20 protein-coding genes and 1 tRNA gene are annotated in these 19,831 nt (G+C 58.4%); 6 read left to right on the forward strand and 15 right to left on the reverse strand.

The features are described 5' to 3' along the window. Positions 1 to 27 precede the first annotated feature (27 nt). The 12 genes from ACR0NT_RS17360 to rpmH form a co-directional block, all read right to left on the reverse strand. Positions 28 to 525 carry a histidine phosphatase family protein gene (locus ACR0NT_RS17360; RefSeq protein ID WP_170440514.1) on the reverse strand — a complete coding sequence of 166 codons (498 nt, stop codon included), beginning with the start codon at positions 523 to 525 and terminating at the stop codon, positions 28 to 30. After that, on the reverse strand, positions 522 to 1,208 hold the full coding sequence (locus ACR0NT_RS17365) for a ferredoxin (RefSeq protein WP_170440516.1): 687 nt from the start codon (positions 1,206 to 1,208) through the stop codon (positions 522 to 524). The genes ACR0NT_RS17360 and ACR0NT_RS17365 overlap by 4 nt, the downstream gene beginning before the upstream one ends. A 19-nt stretch (positions 1,209 to 1,227) precedes the next feature. Beyond that, positions 1,228 to 2,091: an acetylglutamate kinase gene (gene argB, locus ACR0NT_RS17370; protein WP_170674849.1), complete on the reverse strand. Its 864-nt coding sequence runs from the start codon at positions 2,089 to 2,091 to the stop codon at positions 1,228 to 1,230. Positions 2,092 to 2,151: 60 nt separating this feature from the next. Then, entirely contained in the window at positions 2,152 to 2,805 is a 654-nt protein-coding gene (gene yihA / locus ACR0NT_RS17375; RefSeq protein WP_170440520.1) for a ribosome biogenesis GTP-binding protein YihA/YsxC, read from the reverse strand. Continuing rightward, positions 2,802 to 3,539 (reverse strand): MOSC domain-containing protein, encoded by a 738-nt coding sequence (locus tag ACR0NT_RS17380; protein ID WP_170440522.1) that lies wholly within the window; start codon positions 3,537 to 3,539, stop codon positions 2,802 to 2,804. The genes yihA and ACR0NT_RS17380 overlap by 4 nt, the downstream gene beginning before the upstream one ends. Continuing rightward, a complete protein-coding gene (gene yidC, locus ACR0NT_RS17385; RefSeq protein ID WP_170674851.1) occupies positions 3,536 to 5,365 on the reverse strand; it encodes a membrane protein insertase YidC in 1,830 nt (609 codons plus the stop codon). Before yidC ends, ACR0NT_RS17380 begins: the two co-directional genes overlap by 4 nt. A gap of 123 nt (positions 5,366 to 5,488) precedes the next feature. Beyond that, a complete protein-coding gene (locus ACR0NT_RS17390) occupies positions 5,489 to 7,033 on the reverse strand; it encodes a bifunctional diguanylate cyclase/phosphodiesterase (protein WP_170674853.1) in 1,545 nt (514 codons plus the stop codon). A 72-nt stretch (positions 7,034 to 7,105) separates the two neighbouring features. Continuing rightward, positions 7,106 to 7,999 (reverse strand): tRNA 2-thiocytidine(32) synthetase TtcA, encoded by an 894-nt coding sequence (ttcA, locus tag ACR0NT_RS17395; protein ID WP_170674855.1) that lies wholly within the window; start codon positions 7,997 to 7,999, stop codon positions 7,106 to 7,108. Positions 8,000 to 8,043: 44 nt separating this feature from the next. Beyond that, complete coding sequence (locus ACR0NT_RS17400) at positions 8,044 to 9,660, reverse strand: acyl-CoA dehydrogenase family protein (protein ID WP_170440530.1); 1,617 nt, start codon at positions 9,658 to 9,660, stop codon at positions 8,044 to 8,046. Positions 9,661 to 9,728: 68 nt separating this feature from the next. Continuing rightward, entirely contained in the window at positions 9,729 to 9,971 is a 243-nt protein-coding gene (gene yidD, locus ACR0NT_RS17405; RefSeq protein WP_170440532.1) for a membrane protein insertion efficiency factor YidD, read from the reverse strand. Next, positions 9,968 to 10,393: a ribonuclease P protein component gene (gene rnpA, locus ACR0NT_RS17410; protein ID WP_170440534.1), complete on the reverse strand. Its 426-nt coding sequence runs from the start codon at positions 10,391 to 10,393 to the stop codon at positions 9,968 to 9,970. Before rnpA ends, yidD begins: the two co-directional genes overlap by 4 nt. Before the next feature lie 25 nt (positions 10,394 to 10,418). Then, positions 10,419 to 10,553 (reverse strand): 50S ribosomal protein L34, encoded by a 135-nt coding sequence (gene rpmH / locus ACR0NT_RS17415; RefSeq protein ID WP_005980833.1) that lies wholly within the window; start codon positions 10,551 to 10,553, stop codon positions 10,419 to 10,421. A gap of 297 nt (positions 10,554 to 10,850) precedes the next feature. Between rpmH and ACR0NT_RS17420 the strand changes: the two genes are divergently transcribed. The 4 genes from ACR0NT_RS17420 to ACR0NT_RS17435 all read left to right on the forward strand — a co-directional run bounded on the left by ACR0NT_RS17420 (position 10,851) and on the right by ACR0NT_RS17435 (position 14,547). Further along, entirely contained in the window at positions 10,851 to 11,582 is a 732-nt protein-coding gene (locus ACR0NT_RS17420) for a TVP38/TMEM64 family protein (RefSeq protein ID WP_170440536.1), read from the forward strand. A 4-nt stretch (positions 11,583 to 11,586) separates the two neighbouring features. Further along, complete coding sequence (locus tag ACR0NT_RS17425; protein WP_170440538.1) at positions 11,587 to 13,005, forward strand: FAD-dependent oxidoreductase; 1,419 nt, start codon at positions 11,587 to 11,589, stop codon at positions 13,003 to 13,005. 18 nt (positions 13,006 to 13,023) lie between these two features. Next, complete coding sequence (locus tag ACR0NT_RS17430) at positions 13,024 to 14,406, forward strand: ATP-binding protein (protein WP_480443428.1); 1,383 nt, start codon at positions 13,024 to 13,026, stop codon at positions 14,404 to 14,406. Positions 14,407 to 14,470: 64 nt separating this feature from the next. Next, positions 14,471 to 14,547: transfer RNA gene (locus tag ACR0NT_RS17435), tRNA-Arg, on the forward strand. Positions 14,548 to 15,108: 561 nt separating this feature from the next. Here ACR0NT_RS17435 and ACR0NT_RS17440 read toward each other — a convergent pair. From ACR0NT_RS17440 to ACR0NT_RS17450, 3 genes are all read right to left on the reverse strand, one after another. Then, positions 15,109 to 16,614 carry a hypothetical protein gene (locus tag ACR0NT_RS17440; RefSeq protein WP_170674857.1) on the reverse strand — a complete coding sequence of 502 codons (1,506 nt, stop codon included), beginning with the start codon at positions 16,612 to 16,614 and terminating at the stop codon, positions 15,109 to 15,111. Between the two features lie 64 nt (positions 16,615 to 16,678). After that, a complete protein-coding gene (locus ACR0NT_RS17445) occupies positions 16,679 to 17,860 on the reverse strand; it encodes a hypothetical protein (protein ID WP_170674859.1) in 1,182 nt (393 codons plus the stop codon). Between the two features lie 12 nt (positions 17,861 to 17,872). After that, positions 17,873 to 18,595 (reverse strand): hypothetical protein, encoded by a 723-nt coding sequence (locus ACR0NT_RS17450; protein ID WP_170674862.1) that lies wholly within the window; start codon positions 18,593 to 18,595, stop codon positions 17,873 to 17,875. A 247-nt stretch (positions 18,596 to 18,842) separates the two neighbouring features. On the opposite strand from ACR0NT_RS17450, the gene ACR0NT_RS17455 reads away from it, so the two are divergent. Together ACR0NT_RS17455 and ACR0NT_RS17460 are read left to right on the forward strand one after the other, a co-directional pair. Beyond that, positions 18,843 to 19,061, forward strand: coding sequence for a helix-turn-helix domain-containing protein (locus ACR0NT_RS17455; RefSeq protein ID WP_298937879.1), 219 nt, complete (start codon positions 18,843 to 18,845; stop codon positions 19,059 to 19,061). A gap of 471 nt (positions 19,062 to 19,532) precedes the next feature. Next, positions 19,533 to 19,742, forward strand: coding sequence for a Tn7 transposase TnsA N-terminal domain-containing protein (locus tag ACR0NT_RS17460; protein WP_480443440.1), 210 nt, complete (start codon positions 19,533 to 19,535; stop codon positions 19,740 to 19,742). Positions 19,743 to 19,831: the final 89 nt, after the last annotated feature.

A 19,831-nucleotide genomic window follows, 5' to 3' on the forward strand; every position in this document is an offset into this window, starting at 1 on the left:
AAAGGCGGGGTTTTGCCCCGCCTTTTTTCATTCCAGCAGCTCGCGCGGAATGACAAATCCCTGCACGTTACCGCTGTGCCAGCGGACCTGCGCCCAATCGTCGATGTCGAACCGGATCACGGTCGTGGCGCAGGTCGGGTAATCGTGGAATCGCGCGTGGTCCGGGGCGTGCCGGACGATACGATTGGCAAATGCGGCAATGCCGGGGTTGTGGCCCAGCATCAGCACCGTGGGTTCCGTGGCGCCCGACAGTTCGACCAGCATGTCCTCGGGGGCTGCGTGATAGAGCGTGCGGTGGAAGCAGACCCTGTTCGCGTGCAGCCCCATCCGATCCCAGGTCTCGCGTGTGCGGGTCGAAGTTGAACTCAGCAGCTCATCCGGCAGCCAGCCGTTTTCGCTTAGCCAGTTTGCAATGGCCGGGGCCGATTTGCGCCCGCGCTTGTTCAGGGGGCGGTCGTGATCGCTGAGGCCCAGGTTGCTCCAACTGGATTTCGCATGACGGGTCAGGATCAGGGTGCGGGTCATGACGGGTGAAACGCTTTCATGTGGTGGGCGGATTGCTCCGGGTCGCGCCCCGCACCTGCGCTGAGCGGGCAGGACAGCCGCGCAAGGCAGCCTCCGGTCATGCAGGTCTGCCCCTCTGGGGTGAAAAGATGTGCATGGCAGGCGGCTACGTCATAAAAGTCTCGGGTGTTCAGTGCCTGGACCGGGCAGGAGGTTGCACATGGGGCGGGGCAATCCATGCAGGGCGACGCGCTGCTGCCTTCGGGGATGTCGAATTCCCGCGCGAAATGCAGCGCCCCACGAAACGAGATCATCATACCCACGGTGTCATGCACCAAAGCGCCAACCGGGCTGCTGAAGGTGCGCCCGGATTTCAGCGCCCAGTCGATGAAAGGCGCATAGGGTGGTCCGCCAAACGGAAAATGTGCCTGCGCGCCCAGATCCTGCGCCATCTGACCAATGACGCGGCTGGACCAGCGGTCCACCGGGTCAGGCTCCGACCACTCCGGGGATGCCTTCAAGACAGGCCAGAAAGCTGAACCCGCGCCCAAAAGGATCAGAGTTCCCCCATCCAGACCCTTGGCGCCGCTTTTTCGCGGATGAGTCGCGCCCATGACGATCAGACCCGCTTGATACGCCGCGCGCATTACCCAGCCATAACTGATTGCTGCCGCGTACGAGGAGGGTGGGGGATGTCCGGTCATCTCACCTCCGCGGGCTGGGTCAATCGGGGCGGATCAGTGACCCGGCGCCGTGCTCGGTGAACAGCTCCAGCAGCACCGCATTGGGCGCGCGACCGTCCAGAATCACAACCGCCCGCACACCGCTGTGCAGCGCGTCCAGCGCAGTTTCGGTTTTGGGGATCATGCCGCCTGCAATCGTGCCGTCCATCGTCATTTCACGGATTTGACCTGCCTTCAGTTCGGTCACAACCTCTCCGGCGGCGTTCTTGACGCCGGACACATCGGTCAGCAGCAGCAGCCGGTCTGCCTTGAGCGCGGATGCGATGGCGCCCGCCGCCGTATCTCCATTGATGTTGAACGTCTCACCGTTCTTGCCTGCGCCCAGAGGGGCAATTACAGGGATCACATCATGCGCGAACAGGTCGTGCAGAATTTTCGGGACCATTTTGGACGGAGAACCGACAAATCCCAGCGCCGGATCGGCCTGATCACAGACCATCAGGTTTGCATCCTTGCCCGACAGGCCCACGGCCGTACCGCCCTGACCATTGATCGCCTGTACGATGCGCTTGTTCACAAGGCCGGACAGGACCATCTCAACCACCTCAACGGTGGCTTTGTCGGTCACCCGCTTGCCGTTCACGAATTCGGACTGGATATTCAGCTGATCCAGCATTGCGTTGATCATAGGACCGCCGCCATGCACGATCACCGGGTTCACGCCGACCTGACGCATCAGCACGACGTCGCGGGCAAAGCTCTCCATCGCCTCGTCGCTGCCCATGGCGTGACCGCCCAGTTTGATGACGACAATCGCGCCGTCGTAGCGCTGCAGATAGGGCAAGGCGCTGTTCAAAGTGGCGGCGGTGGCGATCCAATCCCGGTTCATATCTCTTGTCTTCATGGCTTAGGTCCCTTTGACGTTCCGTGTTAGGGCCTTTGCGCGGTGCTGCCAAGAGGCAAGCTATTCCAGATGCGCGATGATCGAACGTAGTGTCGGAATGCCGTCGCCCTTTTCAGACGAGGTCAGCACGATTTCCGGAAAGGCCGCCGGGTGTTTCGATAACGCGCCGCGCACCTGATCCAGAACTTTTTCCCGATCCTTGGCCTTGACCTTGTCGGCCTTGGTCATCACGCATTGAAATGTCACGGCGCTGGTGTCCAGCAGCTTCATGATCTCGGCATCGACCGGTTTCACCCCATGGCGCGAGTCGATCAGGACAAAGGCCCGGCGCAGGGTTTGACGACCGCTCAGATACTGTTTCAGCAGCCGCTGCCACTTTTCCACCACCTTCACCGGCGCGTTGGCATAGCCATAGCCGGGCAGGTCGACCAGATAGAGCTCGGGGCCTTGGGTGAAAAAGTTGATTTCCTGCGTGCGACCCGGCGTATTCGACGCGCGCGCTAGCCCCTTGGTTCCGGTCAGTGCATTGATCAGGCTGGATTTGCCCACGTTGGAACGGCCTGCAAAGCAGACCTCCAACCGGTCGGGCGCGGGCAGGCCATTCATGGCAACCACGCCTTTGACGAATTCGGACTCGCCTGCGAACAGCTTGCGACCACGCTCGGACGCGAATTCATCCGGGTCTTCAGCCAAAGGAAAGGGGAGGGTGCTCATAGCAGTTCTACCTTGTCGCCAACCGAGATTGCGCCGCCTTTGACGACCTCGGCATAGACACCGAAATCCTGATGGCCCCAGGTTTTCAGGGCGCCCAGGGTATCGGCGTCACGTATGCCGGTTTCAGGGTTGGCCGTTGTGGCCAGGCAGCGGGTGATCCGTTCGCGGACACGGAACACAGCGTCGCCGATCCGAACCTCTTGGCCCAGCCACTCGAATTCTTCCCACAGTGGCATACCATCGAACCAGACATTGCCGCGCCAGCGATGGATCGACAGGTCCTGTCCCAGCTTTTGCCCAACCGCGCGGTGAGACGCCATGTTGCACAGGCTGATCGAGGGGAAATCGCTGTCGGTCATGCCACGCCCCGGAACCCGGATGATACGCGCCGAGGCGGCCCGGTCTGCGGGCATCAGGGGCTTGACCCAGTCCAGAAACGCCTGCTGTTCGCTGTCCGGGGCAAAGGTCAGGTCCGGGCGATCCGGATGGGACAACGTCAGGGTCTCGCCGTTGGACAATGCCGAGATTGCCATCAGCTGCGGCGCTTTTGCACCCCGGCTGAAATTGGGGCAGGGGGCCCATTCCGAGCCGTCCGCCTTGGATGCCTCATGCGCAACCGCCCAAACGCGATCCCCGGGCATGGTCTGCCCGGGGCTCACGGTTACGGTTTCGACGGCTTCGCGACCATGGCTTTTGATCGGATGCCGCCAAAGCTGGGTTACTTCAGCTGTCATTTATCATCCGTTTTCGGCGTGCGTTTGAAGCCGGACTTGATGTTGCCGAACACATCCGGCGTATATCCTTGGCTGCGCATGATCAGGTATTGTTGGGTGAACGTGATCGTGTTGTTTGCGATCCAGTAAACCACCAGCCCGCTGGCAAAGCTGCCCAGCATGAACATGAACACCCACGGCATCCAGGCAAAGATCATCGCCTGTGTCGCGTCGGTTGGTGCCGGGTTCAGCTTTTGCTGCAGCCACATCGAGATACCCAGCAGCAGCGGCAGGATACCGATGAAGATCAGCGCCATGAGGCTGTCGGGCTGCGGTCCGGCAAAGGGCAGCAGGCCGAACAGGTTCATGATCGAGGTCGGGTCCGGCGCGCTCAGGTCCTGGAACGGACCAAACCACGGGGCCTGACGCAGTTCGATGGTGACAAAGATCACCTTGTATAGCGAGAAGAAGATCGGAATCTGCATCAGGATCGGCAGACAGCCCGCGGCGGGGTTCACCTTTTCCTTCTTGTACAGCTCCATCATGCCCTGCTGCATCTTTTGGCGGTCGTCGCCAGCGGCCTCTTTCAGGGCCTCCATCTGCGGTTGCAGCTCCTTCATCTTCGCCATCGAGACGTAGGATTTGAACGCCAGCGGGAACAGGATCGCTTTGATGATCAGCGTCAGGCCGATGATCGACCAACCCATATTGCCGATCAGGGCGTTGATGTTGTGCAGCAGCCAGAAGATCGGCTTGGTCAGGAAAAAGAACCAGCCCCAATCGATGCTGTCGATGAACTTTTGCACGCCTTCCTTCTGGTATTCACGGATGGTTTCCCATTCCTTGGCACCAGCAAACAGTTGCGTGGTGACCTCTTCCGTTGCACCGGGGGCAACGGTCAGCGTCGGCAGAACCGTTTCGGTCTGATAAATCTTGCGGCGTGCGTCATATTTCGCGGCGGCCTTGAACGCGGTTCCCGGTTCGGGGATCAGCGTGGTCATCCAATAGTGGTCGGTAAAGCCGATCCAGCCGTCTTCCTTGACCTGATAAACCTCGGCCTGCGCGCGTTCATTCGGATCGATATCGAAATCGCGGACATCGCCGTAATCGATCTCGGCCAGCGTGCCGTCGGCCATGCCGATCACGCCTTCATGCAGGATGAAGAAATTCTTCAAGTCGGGCAGGTCGCCATCCTCGCCAATGCCGTGGCGTGCCAGAATGCCATAGGGCGCCATTCCAACTTCGGATTGCGAGTTGTTCTCGACCGACTGCGTGACCGAAAACATATAGTTTTCGTCCACCGAGAGCGTGCGGCGGAAAGTCAGGCCTTTGCCATTGTCCCATTTCAGGGTGATCGGAGTATCAACACCCAGCTTCTCACCCTGTTCTACCGTCCAGAGCGTGTTCGGGCCGGGTACATCTGCACCAGCGACACCAGCGCCCGGAGCCCAGCCATAAAGGGCGTAATAGGCCGAATCCGATCCAACTGGCGACAGCAGCTCAACAATCGGCGCATCTTCTTCGATCGAGACCTTGTAGTCCTTCAGGAACAGCTCATCGATGCGGCCACCCGACAGCGACAGGCTGCCCTTCAGGCGCGGCGTGTCGATCTCGACCCGCGGGGCCTGTTCTTCGGGCAGGGTTTCCTCGGTGGCGGTTGTCGCTTCACCAACGGTGCCGGTACCCGTGGCGCTTGGGGTTTGAACCTCATTGCCCTCGACGGCGGTGATCTCGGCCTGATCTGGTGTCGGCGCTTGTTCCGGCGGGGGGAACAGCACGAACCAAACAAGGATCACGAGAAAGCTGAGCGCGGTTGCAAGGATGAGATTCTTGTTCTGATCGTCCATCGGGGACAGCCACCTTAAGCAGTGAAACACACCCGGTGGGTTCAACAGAGTGCAGGCCCAAAGGTCAAGCGGAATCGCCTGTCAATTCGTCACGGATCGCGTTTCTGTGGCGTAAATCTGCGATTACGGACCAGTCTTGCGCCCGATCTTCGGCATTCCGTCGACCTTGTTCTGATGTGCCGCAACCCAGTCCAGCGTCTTTTCAAACGGCATCGGCTTGCCAATCCCGAACCCCTGAACATGATCGCATCCCAACTGCGCCATCAAGGCATGTTCGCCCTGGGTCTCGACCCCTTCGGCCAGCGTTTCGACGTTCAGGCGTTCGGCCATGGTCAGGATGGCGCTGACCAGTTGCTGCTGGCTGGCGTCGCGATCCGCCTTGGCAACAAAGGACCGGTCGATTTTGATCCGCGAGACATTGAAGCGCTTGATCGATGCAATCGAGGCATGCCCGGTGCCGAAATCATCCAGATCAATGCAGCATCCCAGTTTGGACATGCTGGTCACGTTGCGGGTGATGACATCATCGGGCCGGCGCGAAAATACTGTCTCCAGGATCTCGACCGCAAGCCGGTCGGGCGTCAGGTCATTCTGGTCCAGCTCCCATTTCAGCCGGTCGATCAAGGCCGGGTCGCGCAGCTCATCAGACGAGAAATTCACGCCGATGCGGGGTACCACGATCCCGGCGCGGTCCCAGTCGCGCACGGCGGCAAAGGCGTGATGCCGCATCGCCTGACCAAGCTTTTCCATCAATTCGGCCTGCTCGGCGAAGGGCAGGAAGACCTGCGGGCTCAGCACTCCCTTCTGCGGGTGCTCCCAGCGGGCCAGCGCCTCGAACCCCGTGACGCGCCCGGTATCGGTCGAAATCTGAGGTTGGTACCACGGACGGATTTCACCATTGTCCAGCGCTGCCTCGAACTCTTTGCGCAGATTGGCGCGAATGCGCGAGCGGCGCTGTGTTTCGCTGGAGAAGGCGCGAATGGTCGATGGTCCGTTCCTTTGCGCTTCGCCCAATGCGGCCGATGCCGCGTCGATCCAATCCTCGTACCGGCCATCTGCCGCGCTGGACAACTGGCTGAACCCGATCGAGCAGGACACATACACCCCGGTACCGTTGAGCGTGAAGGGCTCCTCAACAACGGACTGAATGCGCCCGGCCATCTGAATGCAGGCCTCCAGATCCAACTGGCTTGAAGGCTGCAGGCCGATTGCGATCTTGTTCTGATCCAGCCGGGTCACGATGTCCTGCGTACGGATGACCGAAAGGATGCGGTGGCCGAACTGCTGGGCCAGATGGTCGGCCGCGGCGTTGCCGTGAAGGTCCAGAAAATTCGGGTAATCATCCAGCGCAACCAGGATGCAGGCCGAATCTGCCCCGCCGGGCGTGAATGTCTTGAAAACACCTTCCAGTTCGGTGGCGAAGGCGTCGATTGCCATCATCCCAACGGACAGGTTGCGCCGCTGGCGCTGCCGGTCGGATCGGGCGTCAAAGGCGGCGGCACCTATGAATACCAGCGGCAAACAAAGGGCGGTGACCACCAATGCCCGCTCTCCGCCAATCCAGAACGCGGCCAGGCTGATCGCCGGGACAAAGGCCAAGGCGGCTGGGCCGCTCAGAACGGAAGTAAGAACATCGAGAACGCGTTCGACTGTGAGACGTTTCCACATCGGTTTTCTGGGCCTCTACGTTTAGGCATAGCACGTATTGGGCAACCGTAGAAAACCAATCTGAGTCAGACGTTAACGCAACTGTGGAATTTCACCCGAATTTTCGTCTTTTTTGCCGGGGTTTAGCGCGAGGCCCTGGAAATCGAACAGTTTCGGGTCCAGCAGATGCGAGGGCCGTGCGTTGGTCAGGGCCCGGAACATCACCTGACGCCGACCGGGGCTGTTCTTTTCCCACTGGTCCAGAATCTGTTTGACCTGCTGGCGCTGCAGCCCGTCCTGACTGCCGCACAGGTCGCAGGGAATGATGGGGTAGTTCATTGAGGTGGCAAATTTCTCGCAGTCGGCTTCGGCCACATGGGCCAGCGGGCGGAAGACGAACAGATCGCCTTCTTCGTTCACCAGTTTCGGAGGCATCGTCGCCAGACGCCCGCCGTGGAACAGGTTCATGAAGAATGTCTCGAGGATATCATCCCGGTGATGGCCCAGAATCACGGCGCTGCAGCCTTCCTCGCGCGCGATCCGGTACAGGTTGCCCCGGCGCAGGCGTGAACACAGCGCGCAATAGGTGCGGCCCTGCGGGACCTTGTCCATCACGACAGAATAGGTGTCCTGATATTCGATGCGGTGGGGCACGCCCATCCGTTCAAGGAATTCGGGCAGGACGATGGCGGGAAAGCCCGGTTGCCCCTGATCCAGATTGCAGGCCAACAGATCGACCGGCAACAGGCCGCGCCACTTCAACTCATAAAGCACCGCCAGCAGGGTATAGCTGTCCTTGCCGCCCGACAGGCAGACCAGCCAGCGCGGTGGTTTACCGTCCTTGTCATGCGCCGACGGGTCCACCATCCCATACTGCTCGATGGCTTCGCGGGTCTGGCGCACGATGCGTTTGCGCAGCTTCTTGAACTCGGTGGTCGAGGGCGCGCCGGCAAACAGCGGGTGGATATCGTCAGCTTCGTCAAACATGCGCAGCCCCTACAGCAGTTGACGCAACCGGGCAAGGGGACGGGTCAGCCAAGGCGGGCCAGCAGCGCGCCCGTGTCCAGTCCGGATACTGATCCGGGGATGCGCCCGCTGTCGTCTGAGAGGCGCGTGTTGACGAAACCATCGGCGACCGCGCCGGGTGCGTGGCGCAGCAGCTGTGAAGCGGTGAGCAGCAGTGCGGTGCGTTCGGCGAACCAGCGCGCCTCGGCCTCGGGCGGCAGGTCGGGCCAGTGTTTGCGATGCGCCTTCAGGGCCGCGTCATAGGCGCGATCTACGCCCATTGCGGCGTCCAGTTCTGCCTGCAGCACGTCCGCGGCCAGCGGCTCGCGGGCAAGGGTGCGCAGGATATCGAGGCAGATAACGTTGCCCGACCCCTCCCAAATGCCGTTCAGAGGGGCTTCGCGATAGAGCATCGGCAGGGGCGTGTCCTCGACGTAGCCCATACCGCCTAGTACCTCCATCGCTTCGGCCACGACCACGGGGCAACGTTTATTGTTCAGGAATTTGGCAAGGGCGACGCTGATCCGGGCAAAAGCCTTGTCCTCGGCGGTCTGGCCGTCGAACGCCTGTGCCACGCGCATCCCCAGCGTCAGCGCGCCTTCCCAGTCCAACACCAGGTCGGCCAGAACCGCCCGCATCAGCGGCTGGTCGATCAACCGGCGCTGAAAGGCGCTGCGATGGGTGACCCAGTGGTGTGCTTCTGCCAAAGCTGCGCGCATCAGGCCAGCGGGGGCCATGGCCGTGTCCAGCCGCGTGTGGTGCACCATTTCGATGATTGTGTGCACGCCTTGGCCCTGCTCGCCCAGCTGATAGGCCAGCGCGTCGTGGTATTCGATCTCGGCCGAGGCGTTGGACCTGTTGCCCAGCTTGTCCTTCAACCGCATCAGGTGGATGGGGTTGCGCTCACCCTCCAGCCAGCGAGGGACAAGGAAACAGGTCAGCCCGCCCGGCGCCTGCGCCAGCGTCAGAAAGCCATCCGACATCGGGGCCGAGCAGAACCATTTATGCCCGCGCAACCGCCAATGCGCACCGTCCCGCGTGGCCGTGGTGGTGTTGGCGCGCAGATCCGAGCCGCCCTGTTTCTCGGTCATCGCCATGCCCAGCGTGGCGCTGGCTTTCTCGGCAACCGGTCTTGTTGCCGGGTCGTATATGCGTGCTGTCAGCTTTGGTTGCCAGATGGCGGCAATGTCCGCATTGGCGGCCAATACCGGATAGGCCGCGTAGGTCATGGTCAGTGGGCAGCAATGGCCGGGTTCGACTTGACTGGCCATATAGTTCATCGCGGCATGGGTTACGTGGCCACCCGGCTGCCCATCCCATGGTAAGGCCGCATATCCGGCAGATTGGCTGATCTGCATCATCTGATGGTAAGCGGGGTGAAAGCGCACCTCGTCCAGACGCCTGCCGCCTGCGTCGAACAGCTTCAGTTCAGGCGGGTGTCGGTTCGCGACGCGCCCCAGCTCGCGGGTTTCAGCGCGTCCCAGATGTGTGCCATATGCCTCCAGAGGCGCGGAGCGGCCTACGGCAAAGCCAACCGCATTGCGCAGAACCGGATCCGACGCCCAAAGGTCAGCATCCCCGCGCGCGGGCGGTTGATTCAGGACCTCATGCGTGGGCAGCGTTTGGCGCGCGTCGGATGCCATCTGGACCTCGGGCTGTGTGGGTCCAAGTGTTCAGCGCAGAATGTGATGGGTCAAGCCTGACCGGGTAGTCACGCGGAATCGTCGCATTTGCATTCGGGCACCGGATCGTAGCCATCACCACCCCACGGGTGGCAGCGCCCGATCCGCCGGGCTGCCAGCCAAGCCCCTTTGACGGCACCGTGTTTTTCCAACGCCTCCAGCGCATAAGCCGAGCACGTGGGCTGATAGCGGCAGTTGAACCCGACCCAGGGGCTGAAGACCAGCCGATAGGCCCGGACGGGCAGGGCAAGGATATGCGCCAACAGGGTCACTTCCGCGGCCCGTGCACTTTGCGCAGGGCATAACGCAGATCGTCCAGAAGGGCCTCAAACGGGCGTGCGGCGGTCACTTCGGCGCGGCCGATCAACACGTAGTCCCAGCCGTCCTGCCCTTGCGCGGGCAGCACGGCGCGGGCGGCCTCGCGCAGGCGTCGTTTGGCGCGGTTGCGGGCCACGGCATTGCCGACCTTCTTGGAGCAGGTGAAACCGACGCGAATCCCAGACGCTTCATCCGGGGCGCGTTTGCGGGCCTGTACCATCATCGACGACGTGCCCTGCCGACGCGCACGCGCGGCTTTCAGGAAATCCGACCGTTTCCTGAGCACAGTCAATGTTTCAGGCGCGCAAACGGACGCCGCCGGGGGCTTGACCCTCGGCTGGTTGCTACCATCCTCAGGGGCCTCCGGCGGCGTCATGTTCTTAACCTGATCGGTGAGCGGTTTACGCGCTCAGCGATTTGCGGCCACGTGCGCGGCGCGCGTTCAGGATTTTGCGGCCGGCCTTGGTGGCCATGCGCGCGCGGAAACCGTGGCGGCGTTTGCGAACCAGGTTCGAAGGCTGATAGGTGCGTTTCATCGCTCCGTCTCCAATCAATAGCGGTGGGGTGCGGCGCGGATTCGCCTGGCCCTAGTGTTCGAAGCCCGTCCTCTACTGGGAAGCGGGGGGTAAGTCAAACCCCTAGGTGGGGGTTTTATCCCCTTTTGCAACAATTCTGTACGCTCGCCAGGCAAAAGGTTTCAAAATCGCTGTTTTGACGCCCGAAACCCTCACATTAACTGCCATTAACATCAAGGCCGCGTGAAGTCTCTGTTGTGCAGCCCGTTGGCGGCGCATGTTGGGGGCAGAATGAAACGAACGAAACCGGACAGCCTCATGAGCGATACAACTCAGGCGCCGCGCAGCGGGCTTGCGCGCCATATTCCATTGCTGGTGATTCTCGCCGTGGCTGCGGTGGGGTTCTTCACGCTGGGCGATTACCTGACCTTCGAGACCCTGCGCGACAACCGCGAGGCGCTGCTGGCGTGGCGGGATGCCAATTACTGGTCCATGGCAGCGGCTTTTGTGGCGATATACATCGTCATCGTCGCCTTTTCGCTGCCGGGTGCTGCCGTAGCCTCGATGACCGGAGGGTTCTTGTTCGGCCTGTTTGCGGGCACCGTCTTTAACGTCTTTGCCGCCACCATCGGCGCCTCGACCATCTTTCTGGCGGCGCGCTGGGGGTTGGGAGAATCCCTGACGGCGCGACTGGAATCCTCGGAAGGAGCGATCAAAAAGCTGAAAGACGGGCTGCGCGAGAATGAAATCTCGGTCCTGTTCCTGCTGCGACTGGTGCCGGTTGTGCCGTTTTTTGTGGCCAATCTGGTGCCTGCGCTGGTGGGTGTGAAGTTCCGCAATTTCCTGATCACCACGGCGCTGGGCATCATTCCGGGCGGCATCGTCTATACGTGGATCGGTGTCGGGTTGGGCGGTGTGTTCGACCGGGGCGAAACGCCTGACGTCTCGTTGCTGTGGGAACCTTTCGTCATCGGCCCGATCATCGGCTTGTGCGTGCTGGCAGCATTGCCAATAGTGATCAAAGCCCTGCGTGGCCGAAAGGACGGCTAAGTCCATGCAAGAATTGAAAACCGATATCCTGGTGATTGGGGCCGGGTCAGGCGGCTTGTCCGTGGCGGCCGGGGCCAGCCAGATGGGCGCCGACGTCATCCTGTTGGAAGGCCACAAGATGGGCGGCGATTGCCTGAACTTTGGTTGCGTGCCCTCCAAGGCGTTGATCGCCAGCGGCAAAGCGGCCTATGGGCAGGCCCATTCCGCCGCGCTGGGCGTGGCCAATGTGGTGCCGCAAGTGGATTATGCCGCCGCCAAGGATCATGTGCATGACGTTATTGCCCAGATCGAACCGATGGACAGCCAAGACCGGTTCGAGGGCTTCGGGGTCAAGGTGATCCGCGAATATGGCAGCTTTGTCTCTCCGACGCAGGTGCAGGCTGGCGATCATCTGATCACCGCGCGGCGGGTGGTGATTGCAACCGGCTCATCACCTCTGGTGCCGCCGATTCCCGGACTGGATCAGGTGCCGTATTACACCAACGAGACGATCTTTGATCTGCGCGAAAAACCCGAGCATCTGCTGATCATCGGCGGTGGTCCCATCGGAGTGGAAATGGCGCAGGCCCATATCCGCCTGGGCTGCGAAGTGACGGTGATCGAGGGCCTGCAGGCGCTGGGCAAGGACGACCCCGAAGCGGCCGAGATCGTCCTGGACACGCTGCGTGCCGAGGGCGTGGCGATCCACGAACAGGCCATGGTCGCCCAGATTCGCAACAATAAGGGCCTGGTCGAGGTCGTGACCGAGAATGGCGACATCTATACAGGCTCGCACCTGTTGCTGGCCGCCGGGCGCAAGGCCAATACCGACCGCCTGAACCTAAAGGCTGCGGGGATCGAACCGACCCGCACCGGGATCAAGGTGGACGACGCACTGCGCACCACAAACCGCAAGGTCTATGCCATCGGCGACGTCGCGGGCGGGATGCAATTTACCCATGTGGCGGGCTATCACGCCGGGATTATCATCCGGTCCGCCCTGTTCGGCTTGCCGTCCAAGGCGAAAACGGCGCATATCCCCTGGGCCACCTATACCGACCCTGAACTGGCGCAGGTTGGCCTGACCGAAGCGCAGGCGCGCGACCTGCATGGCGACAGGGTCGAAATCGCGCGCTTTGACTACCACCACAACGACCGCGCGATATCGGAACGCAAGACGAAAGGCTTCATTAAGGTCATGGTCGTAAAAGGCCGTCCGGTGGGGGCCACAATCGTAGGCCATCAGGCGGGCGAACTGATCAACTTGTGGTCGCTGGCCTTGGCCAATAACCTGAAGATGGGGCAGATAGCTGCGATGGTTTCGCCCTATCCGACGATCGGAGAGCTTAACAAACGGGTGGCGGGTGCCTATTTCTCGCCAAGGCTGTTTGAGAATCAAACGGTTAAACGCGTGGTCCGGTTCGTCCAGCGCTGGATGCCCTGACCGGGAAGGGAGAGCAGATTGAACTCGCTGTCGGGCCGATTTCTGATCCTGACGACGGTCTTCGTGATGTTGGCCGAGGTTCTGATCTTTGTTCCCTCGATTGCGCGGTTTCGCGAGGATTTCCTGCTGAACCGGCTTGAGCGCGCCCAGATCGCGTCACTGGCCCTGCTGGCCGATGACATGCTGGCCGATGATCTTGAGGCCGAACTGCTGGCCAATGCCGGTGTCTACAACGTGGTGCTGCGCCGGGACGAGGTGCGTCAGTTGATGCTGTCCTCTCCAATTCCCGAGGCGATCACCAAAACCTATGACCTGCGCGATGCCGGGCCGTGGATATTGATCCGGGATGCCGTAGCGCGCCTGTTCACGCCGGAAAACGAGGTCATTCGCGTGATCGGTGAGCCTGTCAAAGGGGCGGGGCTGCTGATCGAGGTCACCACGGACAGCGAACCCCTGCGCATGGCGATGACCGACTATGGGTTGCGCATCCTGGGCCTGTCCTTTGTCATCTCGATCATCACCGCGTTTTTCCTGTTTCTGGCCGTTCGCGTGGTTCTGGTGAAACCCATCAAGGGCGTGGTGGGTTATATGCAGCGCTATGCGGGCGCCCCCGAGGACGCACGGGGCATCATCTCTCCCAATTCCAAAGTGACCGAGCTGCGCGAGGCGGAAGAGGCCTTGCAACAGCTGCAAACCGAACTGACGCAGGCGCTGAAACAACGCGAGCGTCTGGCGCAGCTGGGCGGTGCGGTGGCCAAGGTCAGCCATGATCTGCGCAACATCCTGACCTCGGCACAGCTATTCACCGACCGGATCGAGGCCAGTGACGACCCGCTGGTACGGCGCATGGCGCCAAAGCTGGTGAACTCGATCACCCGGGCGGTGTCATTGTGCGAAAGCACGCTGGCTTTCGGTCGCGCGGAAGAGCCCGCTCCGACCCTGACCATGGTGCCCCTGCACGACGTGGCCGAAGATGTGGTGGCCAGCGAAAGACTGGCCGTTGCTGATGCCTGTGTCGAGATCGTCAACGCAGTGCCCGAGGATTTGATCGCACGCGCGGACCCCGAGCAGATGTTCCGCGTCATGATGAACCTCGTGCGCAACGCGCGTCAGGCGCTGGTGGCGTCCGGCAAACCGGGCAGGATCACGATTGCCGGGTGCGAACACGAAGACGACTGGTGCGTTGAGATCAGGGATAACGGCCCGGGCCTGCCGCCAAAAGCGCGCGAGAACCTGTTCACGCCGTTTCAGGGCGGGGTGCGCAAGGGCGGCTCGGGGCTTGGGCTTGCGATCTCGCAAGAGCTGGTGCGCGGGCATGGCGGCGATCTGGTGCTGTCCGAGACCGGACCGCAGGGAACGACCTTTGAAATCCGCCTGCCGAGGGGCGGCGTGACTTTTTAGATTTTTTTTGAAGAATCGGCTTGCACGTCCCCAGAGGTGGGTCTACATAGCGCCTCACCAACGCGGACCGATAGCTCAGCTGGATAGAGTACTTGACTACGAATCAAGGGGTCGGGGGTTCGAATCCTCCTCGGTCCGCCATTGGTATCCATGTGTGGGACGACACATAGTTTTGCCATTTGGCACCCATAGTCGTTCCATTGGCGATAGACGCTTCATTTTTTGTTGGTTCGCTATGTGCCAGTCGGTGATGGCTGATGCCGGAATCGGATTGGGCAGAGGTGGTTGGGCCTGGTCGCATTTCTCATGACCTTGGGTCTGCTCACTTGAGGTGCGTGCGCGTAACGACGATTTGCCGAGTTTTCTTTGGCTGAACTGGCTAGTTTGAATTTCGCCAAAACTAACGAATATCCTCGGTCACTGCTGGACAGCTGTTCACCACACTTGCCTCAATAAGAACTTTGGACGGCGGATTTGCGAAGTGAGCAGTCTTTCCGGACTCCGGGCCGTTTCCTGAGAGCGGAACTTGGCTTTTTGAGGGAACTTGGTCAGCGAGCCCTGACCTGTCGTTGCCGCATTATCTGGATGCTGTGGGCGCATTCGGCAGGTCCCAGCCCAAAGCCGACATACCCAACCAGAAGGCAGGGCAGAGAGCTGACCTTCGCTGCGTCTTGGGCCAATGTCAGCTAGGGACATCATCTATCACTTCTCACCCCACCAAGGGGCCGCTGCTTTCACAAGACTTGAGTAGTCGAAATTTGGTTTTCTCTCACCCTTTTCGGCAACGGTACTAAGTATGCCCGACAACTCATAACCATGAAACTTCTCTTCGACCGATTTGGAAACAGCATCATGAACGTCGGAAAGGTCATATGACCTTAGACTTCGTTCGAAGTCCGCATATCCAACTAGCGCAACTGGAATTCTCTTGTTTTTTGGAACGGAAAGGTTGTCTGCCATTTGATGCGCTCGTTCAAAGAGCTCTGAAACGAACGCGTTGCCCATGACTGCCCAAGGATCATATTGCAGGACTATTCCCACCATGTGCTTCCTTAGCATCGAGTCCAGTTCGCTGTTGGTGCGCCAAATTTGGACTATTCCCTTGATAATATCGCCAAAGTCTTTTTCGCAATCACGCCAAGGATCAGGAGACGTCAAAACCTTCTGAGGTAGACGTCTGATCTTACATTCAACAATAAAACCCAGATCAGAATCGTTCCCCAACAAGAACAGGTCAGCGCTCTTTCCATAAGAAGTATCTCGCTCCCCCTCGATCTCGAAAGAAGGGCTACAATAGTGTTCCAAAAGGCGGCGGCATAGGTCTTCGAAGCGGTCTCCTGAACTCCGCCGTGCATCACCGTCCTGCACAATATCGTAGTATAGGCCGTCAGTCACTCTAAGCATAAATTGGGCTCTAGATGGCACCAAGAAGGCAGGCCCCTGACGATCCCGGACTTCGAACAATGGGCGCTCCTTAATGACGCTCCGTCTGAAATCTCTCGGAACGCTAGCGTTTCGAATTTCCTTGGCAAATGCGGCCTGCTTTTCAAGAGTTCCACCAATGATTTTTCCAACCCTCAAAACTTCGCTCCGAGCTGCTCCGATGCTCGCAACATAGGACGTGAGAACTGCAGGATGGCTTTCTGTCGACACATAGATAGCAAATGCAACCTTAAGGAACTTTTCAAGATCAAGAGTGTGTTTTTGAGCGAATGCTCTACTTCCCTCTGGCGTCGCATAAACATGCCAAGCTCTTGCGATCCGAAAAATGTTTTCAAACCCAAGTTGCCAATCATATTGCGGCCAGAACAGTCGTGGAATGGCGGCAATTATCTGATTGCTATCGTAGTCGCTCACTCCTTCGATGTTCGCTAGCCCGCCATATACATTCATAAGTTTAGCGATTCCTCCCCATGTCTTGAGGTCGAGACGGCGATTGCTTTCACAAGTTGCTGCGCCCATCACCAGTCTCTCATTGAGGACCCCATCTATGCTCCAAGGAGGGATGAAATACTTGCCCGTAATTTTGTGTTCTTCTGGATTCCCGGGTATAGCGGCATAACGCAGTGCAGACGATGTCCGGCCGCTTCTAATGGCTTCAATCGCCCAACTCATGATCAACAAGTCAGTGACTGGGAGTGGCCCCAAGAGATCCCATAGTCTTCTTTCCCAATATCGCCGTTTCTCACCTAAAACTCTTGTGGTCATCTTGTGTCTTTCTGCCCGTGTTCATTCGGGTGTTGCCGCTTAACTTAGCTTGGCGCGAATGGCGTTATTCGACTTTCCTTTTTGATAAGAAAGCCCCTCCGGTTGGAAACCTCGGCCGACTTTCTAGCTTCTTGCCAACTTCAATGCGAAGCTCCTGAAGCACTTTCTTCGGCAAATTTCGATGTCGGTTGGCGTATTCGACTATTACCATTTCAGCATCTTTGTCTGGTAGCGCGCTTTCGAGCACCTGTTCGACGAAATTGTCCTCTAGCAGGCGGGAGATAAGCGAGCGCGGCATTCTAAAGGCAGCTCCGACATCAACCACTGCGTCCCTCAAGTGCTTATGTCTTACTCGCTCATTCAAGTAGGTCTCGTAGGCAAACTTCATGTCGGCCAAGCGGGCATCAACGATCTTGCGATGGAAACGTACGAGGCGAACGACATCTTTCGTGACTTCTGTGGCTGTCTCTAGAATATCCAGCTTCGCGTTGTTTTGCAGGAAATCCCTGCTTGTGGCTTTCCATTTAAACCCAGAGTAAAGGAGCGCAGAACTATCCAACAGAAGGCTAACCTTTCGATTTTCGGATAGTTCGATGGTAACGTAGGGTTCGGGAACCTGAAAATGAAGCGTATAGTTGCGTAAGTCTTTCGCGAAACTATGTGCACCTTTATTCTTCGCAACCAACCGTGCAATCGCCCGCTCGTAGCTCTTCTGATCACCCAGATTACAGCGGCGTCGAATGCGTCTGCAGACATCGACATATGATGCATAAAGTGCACCAAAGTTCAGCAGTTGAGCAGTTGCTTTGGATTGCTCCCTCTGATGAGTTGCTAAACGAGAGCGAGAAGAATCCATCGCTGTTTCCATTCCAGCTTTTGCCGCATTCAATCCAATGCATGCCTCCTCTAAAGCCGAAACGATCAAGTCGAGGTTTCTTAGTGCAGAATCTACGGGCTGGAAGGGACAGAAACGTAAAACAGAGTTCCATTCGTCTTCGCGTAAATCAGAAGCTAACTGAGAAAACAATTCAGGCTCATCAATTTGACATTCAGTAACATAGCCAGCCATAGCCATCGCAATGCCCAGCCTCTCCAACTCTTGACGTTTATGGTCCAACCATAGCAACTGCCCGCCAGGAAATACGCGCGCTAGCTGGTAATCGTGTAAAGTAAGTGGTCGGTGACTGGCGATATCAGCCAATCGAAATCTGTGCCGCCTAATAAACGAAGCAAAATTTTCTTTCATATGGCACTGTCTTTAATTTCCACCACCTTCAATGTTGTCAGGGTCATAGTCACCTGAAGCTACCTTTCTTTGTGCCGCCTTAAAGCAAAATTCTGGTGGGGTCAGAGATGCATTACGTGCGTTGTCTAAGTCGGAAAGCGCCTCACGCGCTTCGATCTCAAACTCGGAGAATGGCTTGTGCGACCAGACATTAGCTGCCCTTCGTAACGTCCCTTCTGCGTTTTTGAATTTTGCGGCGGCGGTTTCGTAGTCCAAAATTGTATCATCAAGTTTTAATGCCTTGATTGCGCCCGGAATGATCACTGCCAACAAGGCAAGGCCTGCTACTAGAACCTGATTTTCCTCGCTTTGCTTAAGCACTGTGCTCGCTGCGCCAGCTCCAGAAGCGGCGGCAAGTATCCAGAGTGCGCCACGAATGCCTTTCAACCATTTGAGCCAGATGTAGAATGTAGTGGAAGTGTAGATCGTATTTTCGCGAGCAATTTCTGTGCAAGTTTTGCCAGTTTCATACTGGCCATAGAGATCTAATACGTAGTCGATCTTGGCGAGTCTCAGCAACTTGCGGACAAGAACCGGGCTAACTCCAAAGCGTTCGGCCAATTCACGCAAGTTCGTGCCTCTTCGATAGAGCCGTTTGATCTGCGCGGGCCGATATCCTTCACACTCGAAGTCGCTGGTGGCTACCGCGATGCAATGTCCGGAGCGCAGTTTTATGGGGAATACCCTGCTGTACATGCTGATATCTCCCCCAAATCAATAGCTTGCCGCGACTGTAACGTGATGAAATTGATGTTGCCAGCAACAGCTTTTTGCAACCACAGCGCTATTTCTTGAAAATAGGCGATTTCTAAAACAAGTGAAACGGGGTGGGTTATTGTAAATTATTGTAAAATAACAATAATATTGCACTTTGGGTGAGTTTCGCAGTACCAATTGGACGAAAGACTCGGTCGGAGGACTTGGCTTGGCACTTCCATTGGTTGTGGATCTTGAAAAACACGAACGCATCAAATGCGCTCTTCGCATTTCTGGAAGCTCATTGGCCAAACTAAGCCGGGAACTGGGGCTTTCCATCAGTTCGGTGTCGACCGTGTCTCAGGGATACCGACGATCGCGGCGCATCCAGAAAGCTATCGCGGAACAGCTCGGAAAGTCACCCGAAGAGCTTTGGCCTGAACGGTATCAAACAGAGGAGGATTGAGAATGACTTAGCCATGAAAACCTAAGCAGCAATACAAGCTGTCCGGGAAAAGAGTAAGGCCCCGAGAGCGGCAACTCTCTAGGGCCTTTGCAATCAGTATCGATACCGTACCGATACATCTTCTTCCCTCTTGTGACCCCAAAAGTCAACCATTTCATCGCTCCTCCACGCGATGGGCTTGGATGGGCTTTGTATATCGACATTCAGAAGAAGGTGGCGGCGGTTTGGGCTGCACAACGCATGTCAAACCGCGCCAAAATAAACATGAGCGACAACGACGTTAGTTTCGAACGCGGCGACCTTGCCCCGCTACCAAGCCGCGCAACGCGAGACATACCCAAACGATCCCGTGCCAGTTCACGAGGCGCTATCCTAGCGCGCCTTCCATCCGACGATCATGCGCGCGTCATCCAGTATGAGAGCAAACTTGAACAGCGGGTGCTTTGGCTGTTCCTGGCAAACAAAGATGTCATGGATATCAGAGAGCAGCCTGTTCCCGTTTTCTATACGGATCATCTAGGGCGTCGTAGATCCCATACCTTTGACTTCTGGGTCCAGCTCAGGTCTGGGCGACGGCTAGCAGTTGCAGTCAAGCCCGCCAAACGTGCGCTCAAGCGAAACTTTGCGAGAGAACTTCGGCACGTTCGACGGTCTATTCGGCTGCCTGATGCAGCGGGGTAAGGAAGTTGAATAATGAACTTACGAAATTCATCTGGTAAGCACAGAAATTAAGCTTGCCTATCAGGCCCCTGTCGCTGATCCAGGTGATG

The sequence above is a fragment of the Ruegeria sp. AB10 genome (genome assembly GCF_056542745.1).

Bases quoted from the DNA above. Each gene is read 5' to 3' on its own strand.
- ACR0NT_RS17360 (WP_170440514.1), bottom strand. From the start codon at position 525: ATGACCCGCACCCTGATCCTGACCCGTCATGCGAAATCCAGTTGGAGC.
- ACR0NT_RS17365 (WP_170440516.1), bottom strand. From the start codon at position 1,208: ATGACCGGACATCCCCCACCCTCCTCGTACGCGGCAGCAATCAGTTAT.
- argB (WP_170674849.1), bottom strand. From the start codon at position 2,091: ATGAAGACAAGAGATATGAACCGGGATTGGATCGCCACCGCCGCCACT.
- yihA (WP_170440520.1), bottom strand. From the start codon at position 2,805: ATGAGCACCCTCCCCTTTCCTTTGGCTGAAGACCCGGATGAATTCGCG.
- ACR0NT_RS17380 (WP_170440522.1), bottom strand. From the start codon at position 3,539: ATGACAGCTGAAGTAACCCAGCTTTGGCGGCATCCGATCAAAAGCCAT.
- yidC (WP_170674851.1), bottom strand. From the start codon at position 5,365: ATGGACGATCAGAACAAGAATCTCATCCTTGCAACCGCGCTCAGCTTT.
- ACR0NT_RS17390 (WP_170674853.1), bottom strand. From the start codon at position 7,033: ATGTGGAAACGTCTCACAGTCGAACGCGTTCTCGATGTTCTTACTTCC.
- ttcA (WP_170674855.1), bottom strand. From the start codon at position 7,999: ATGTTTGACGAAGCTGACGATATCCACCCGCTGTTTGCCGGCGCGCCC.
- ACR0NT_RS17400 (WP_170440530.1), bottom strand. From the start codon at position 9,660: ATGGCATCCGACGCGCGCCAAACGCTGCCCACGCATGAGGTCCTGAAT.
- rnpA (WP_170440534.1), bottom strand. From the start codon at position 10,393: ATGACGCCGCCGGAGGCCCCTGAGGATGGTAGCAACCAGCCGAGGGTC.
- rpmH (WP_005980833.1), bottom strand. From the start codon at position 10,553: ATGAAACGCACCTATCAGCCTTCGAACCTGGTTCGCAAACGCCGCCAC.
- ACR0NT_RS17420 (WP_170440536.1), top strand. From the start codon at position 10,851: ATGAGCGATACAACTCAGGCGCCGCGCAGCGGGCTTGCGCGCCATATT.
- ACR0NT_RS17425 (WP_170440538.1), top strand. From the start codon at position 11,587: ATGCAAGAATTGAAAACCGATATCCTGGTGATTGGGGCCGGGTCAGGC.
- ACR0NT_RS17440 (WP_170674857.1), bottom strand. From the start codon at position 16,614: ATGACCACAAGAGTTTTAGGTGAGAAACGGCGATATTGGGAAAGAAGA.
- ACR0NT_RS17445 (WP_170674859.1), bottom strand. From the start codon at position 17,860: ATGAAAGAAAATTTTGCTTCGTTTATTAGGCGGCACAGATTTCGATTG.
- ACR0NT_RS17450 (WP_170674862.1), bottom strand. From the start codon at position 18,595: ATGTACAGCAGGGTATTCCCCATAAAACTGCGCTCCGGACATTGCATC.
- ACR0NT_RS17460 (WP_480443440.1), top strand. From the start codon at position 19,533: ATGGATATCAGAGAGCAGCCTGTTCCCGTTTTCTATACGGATCATCTA.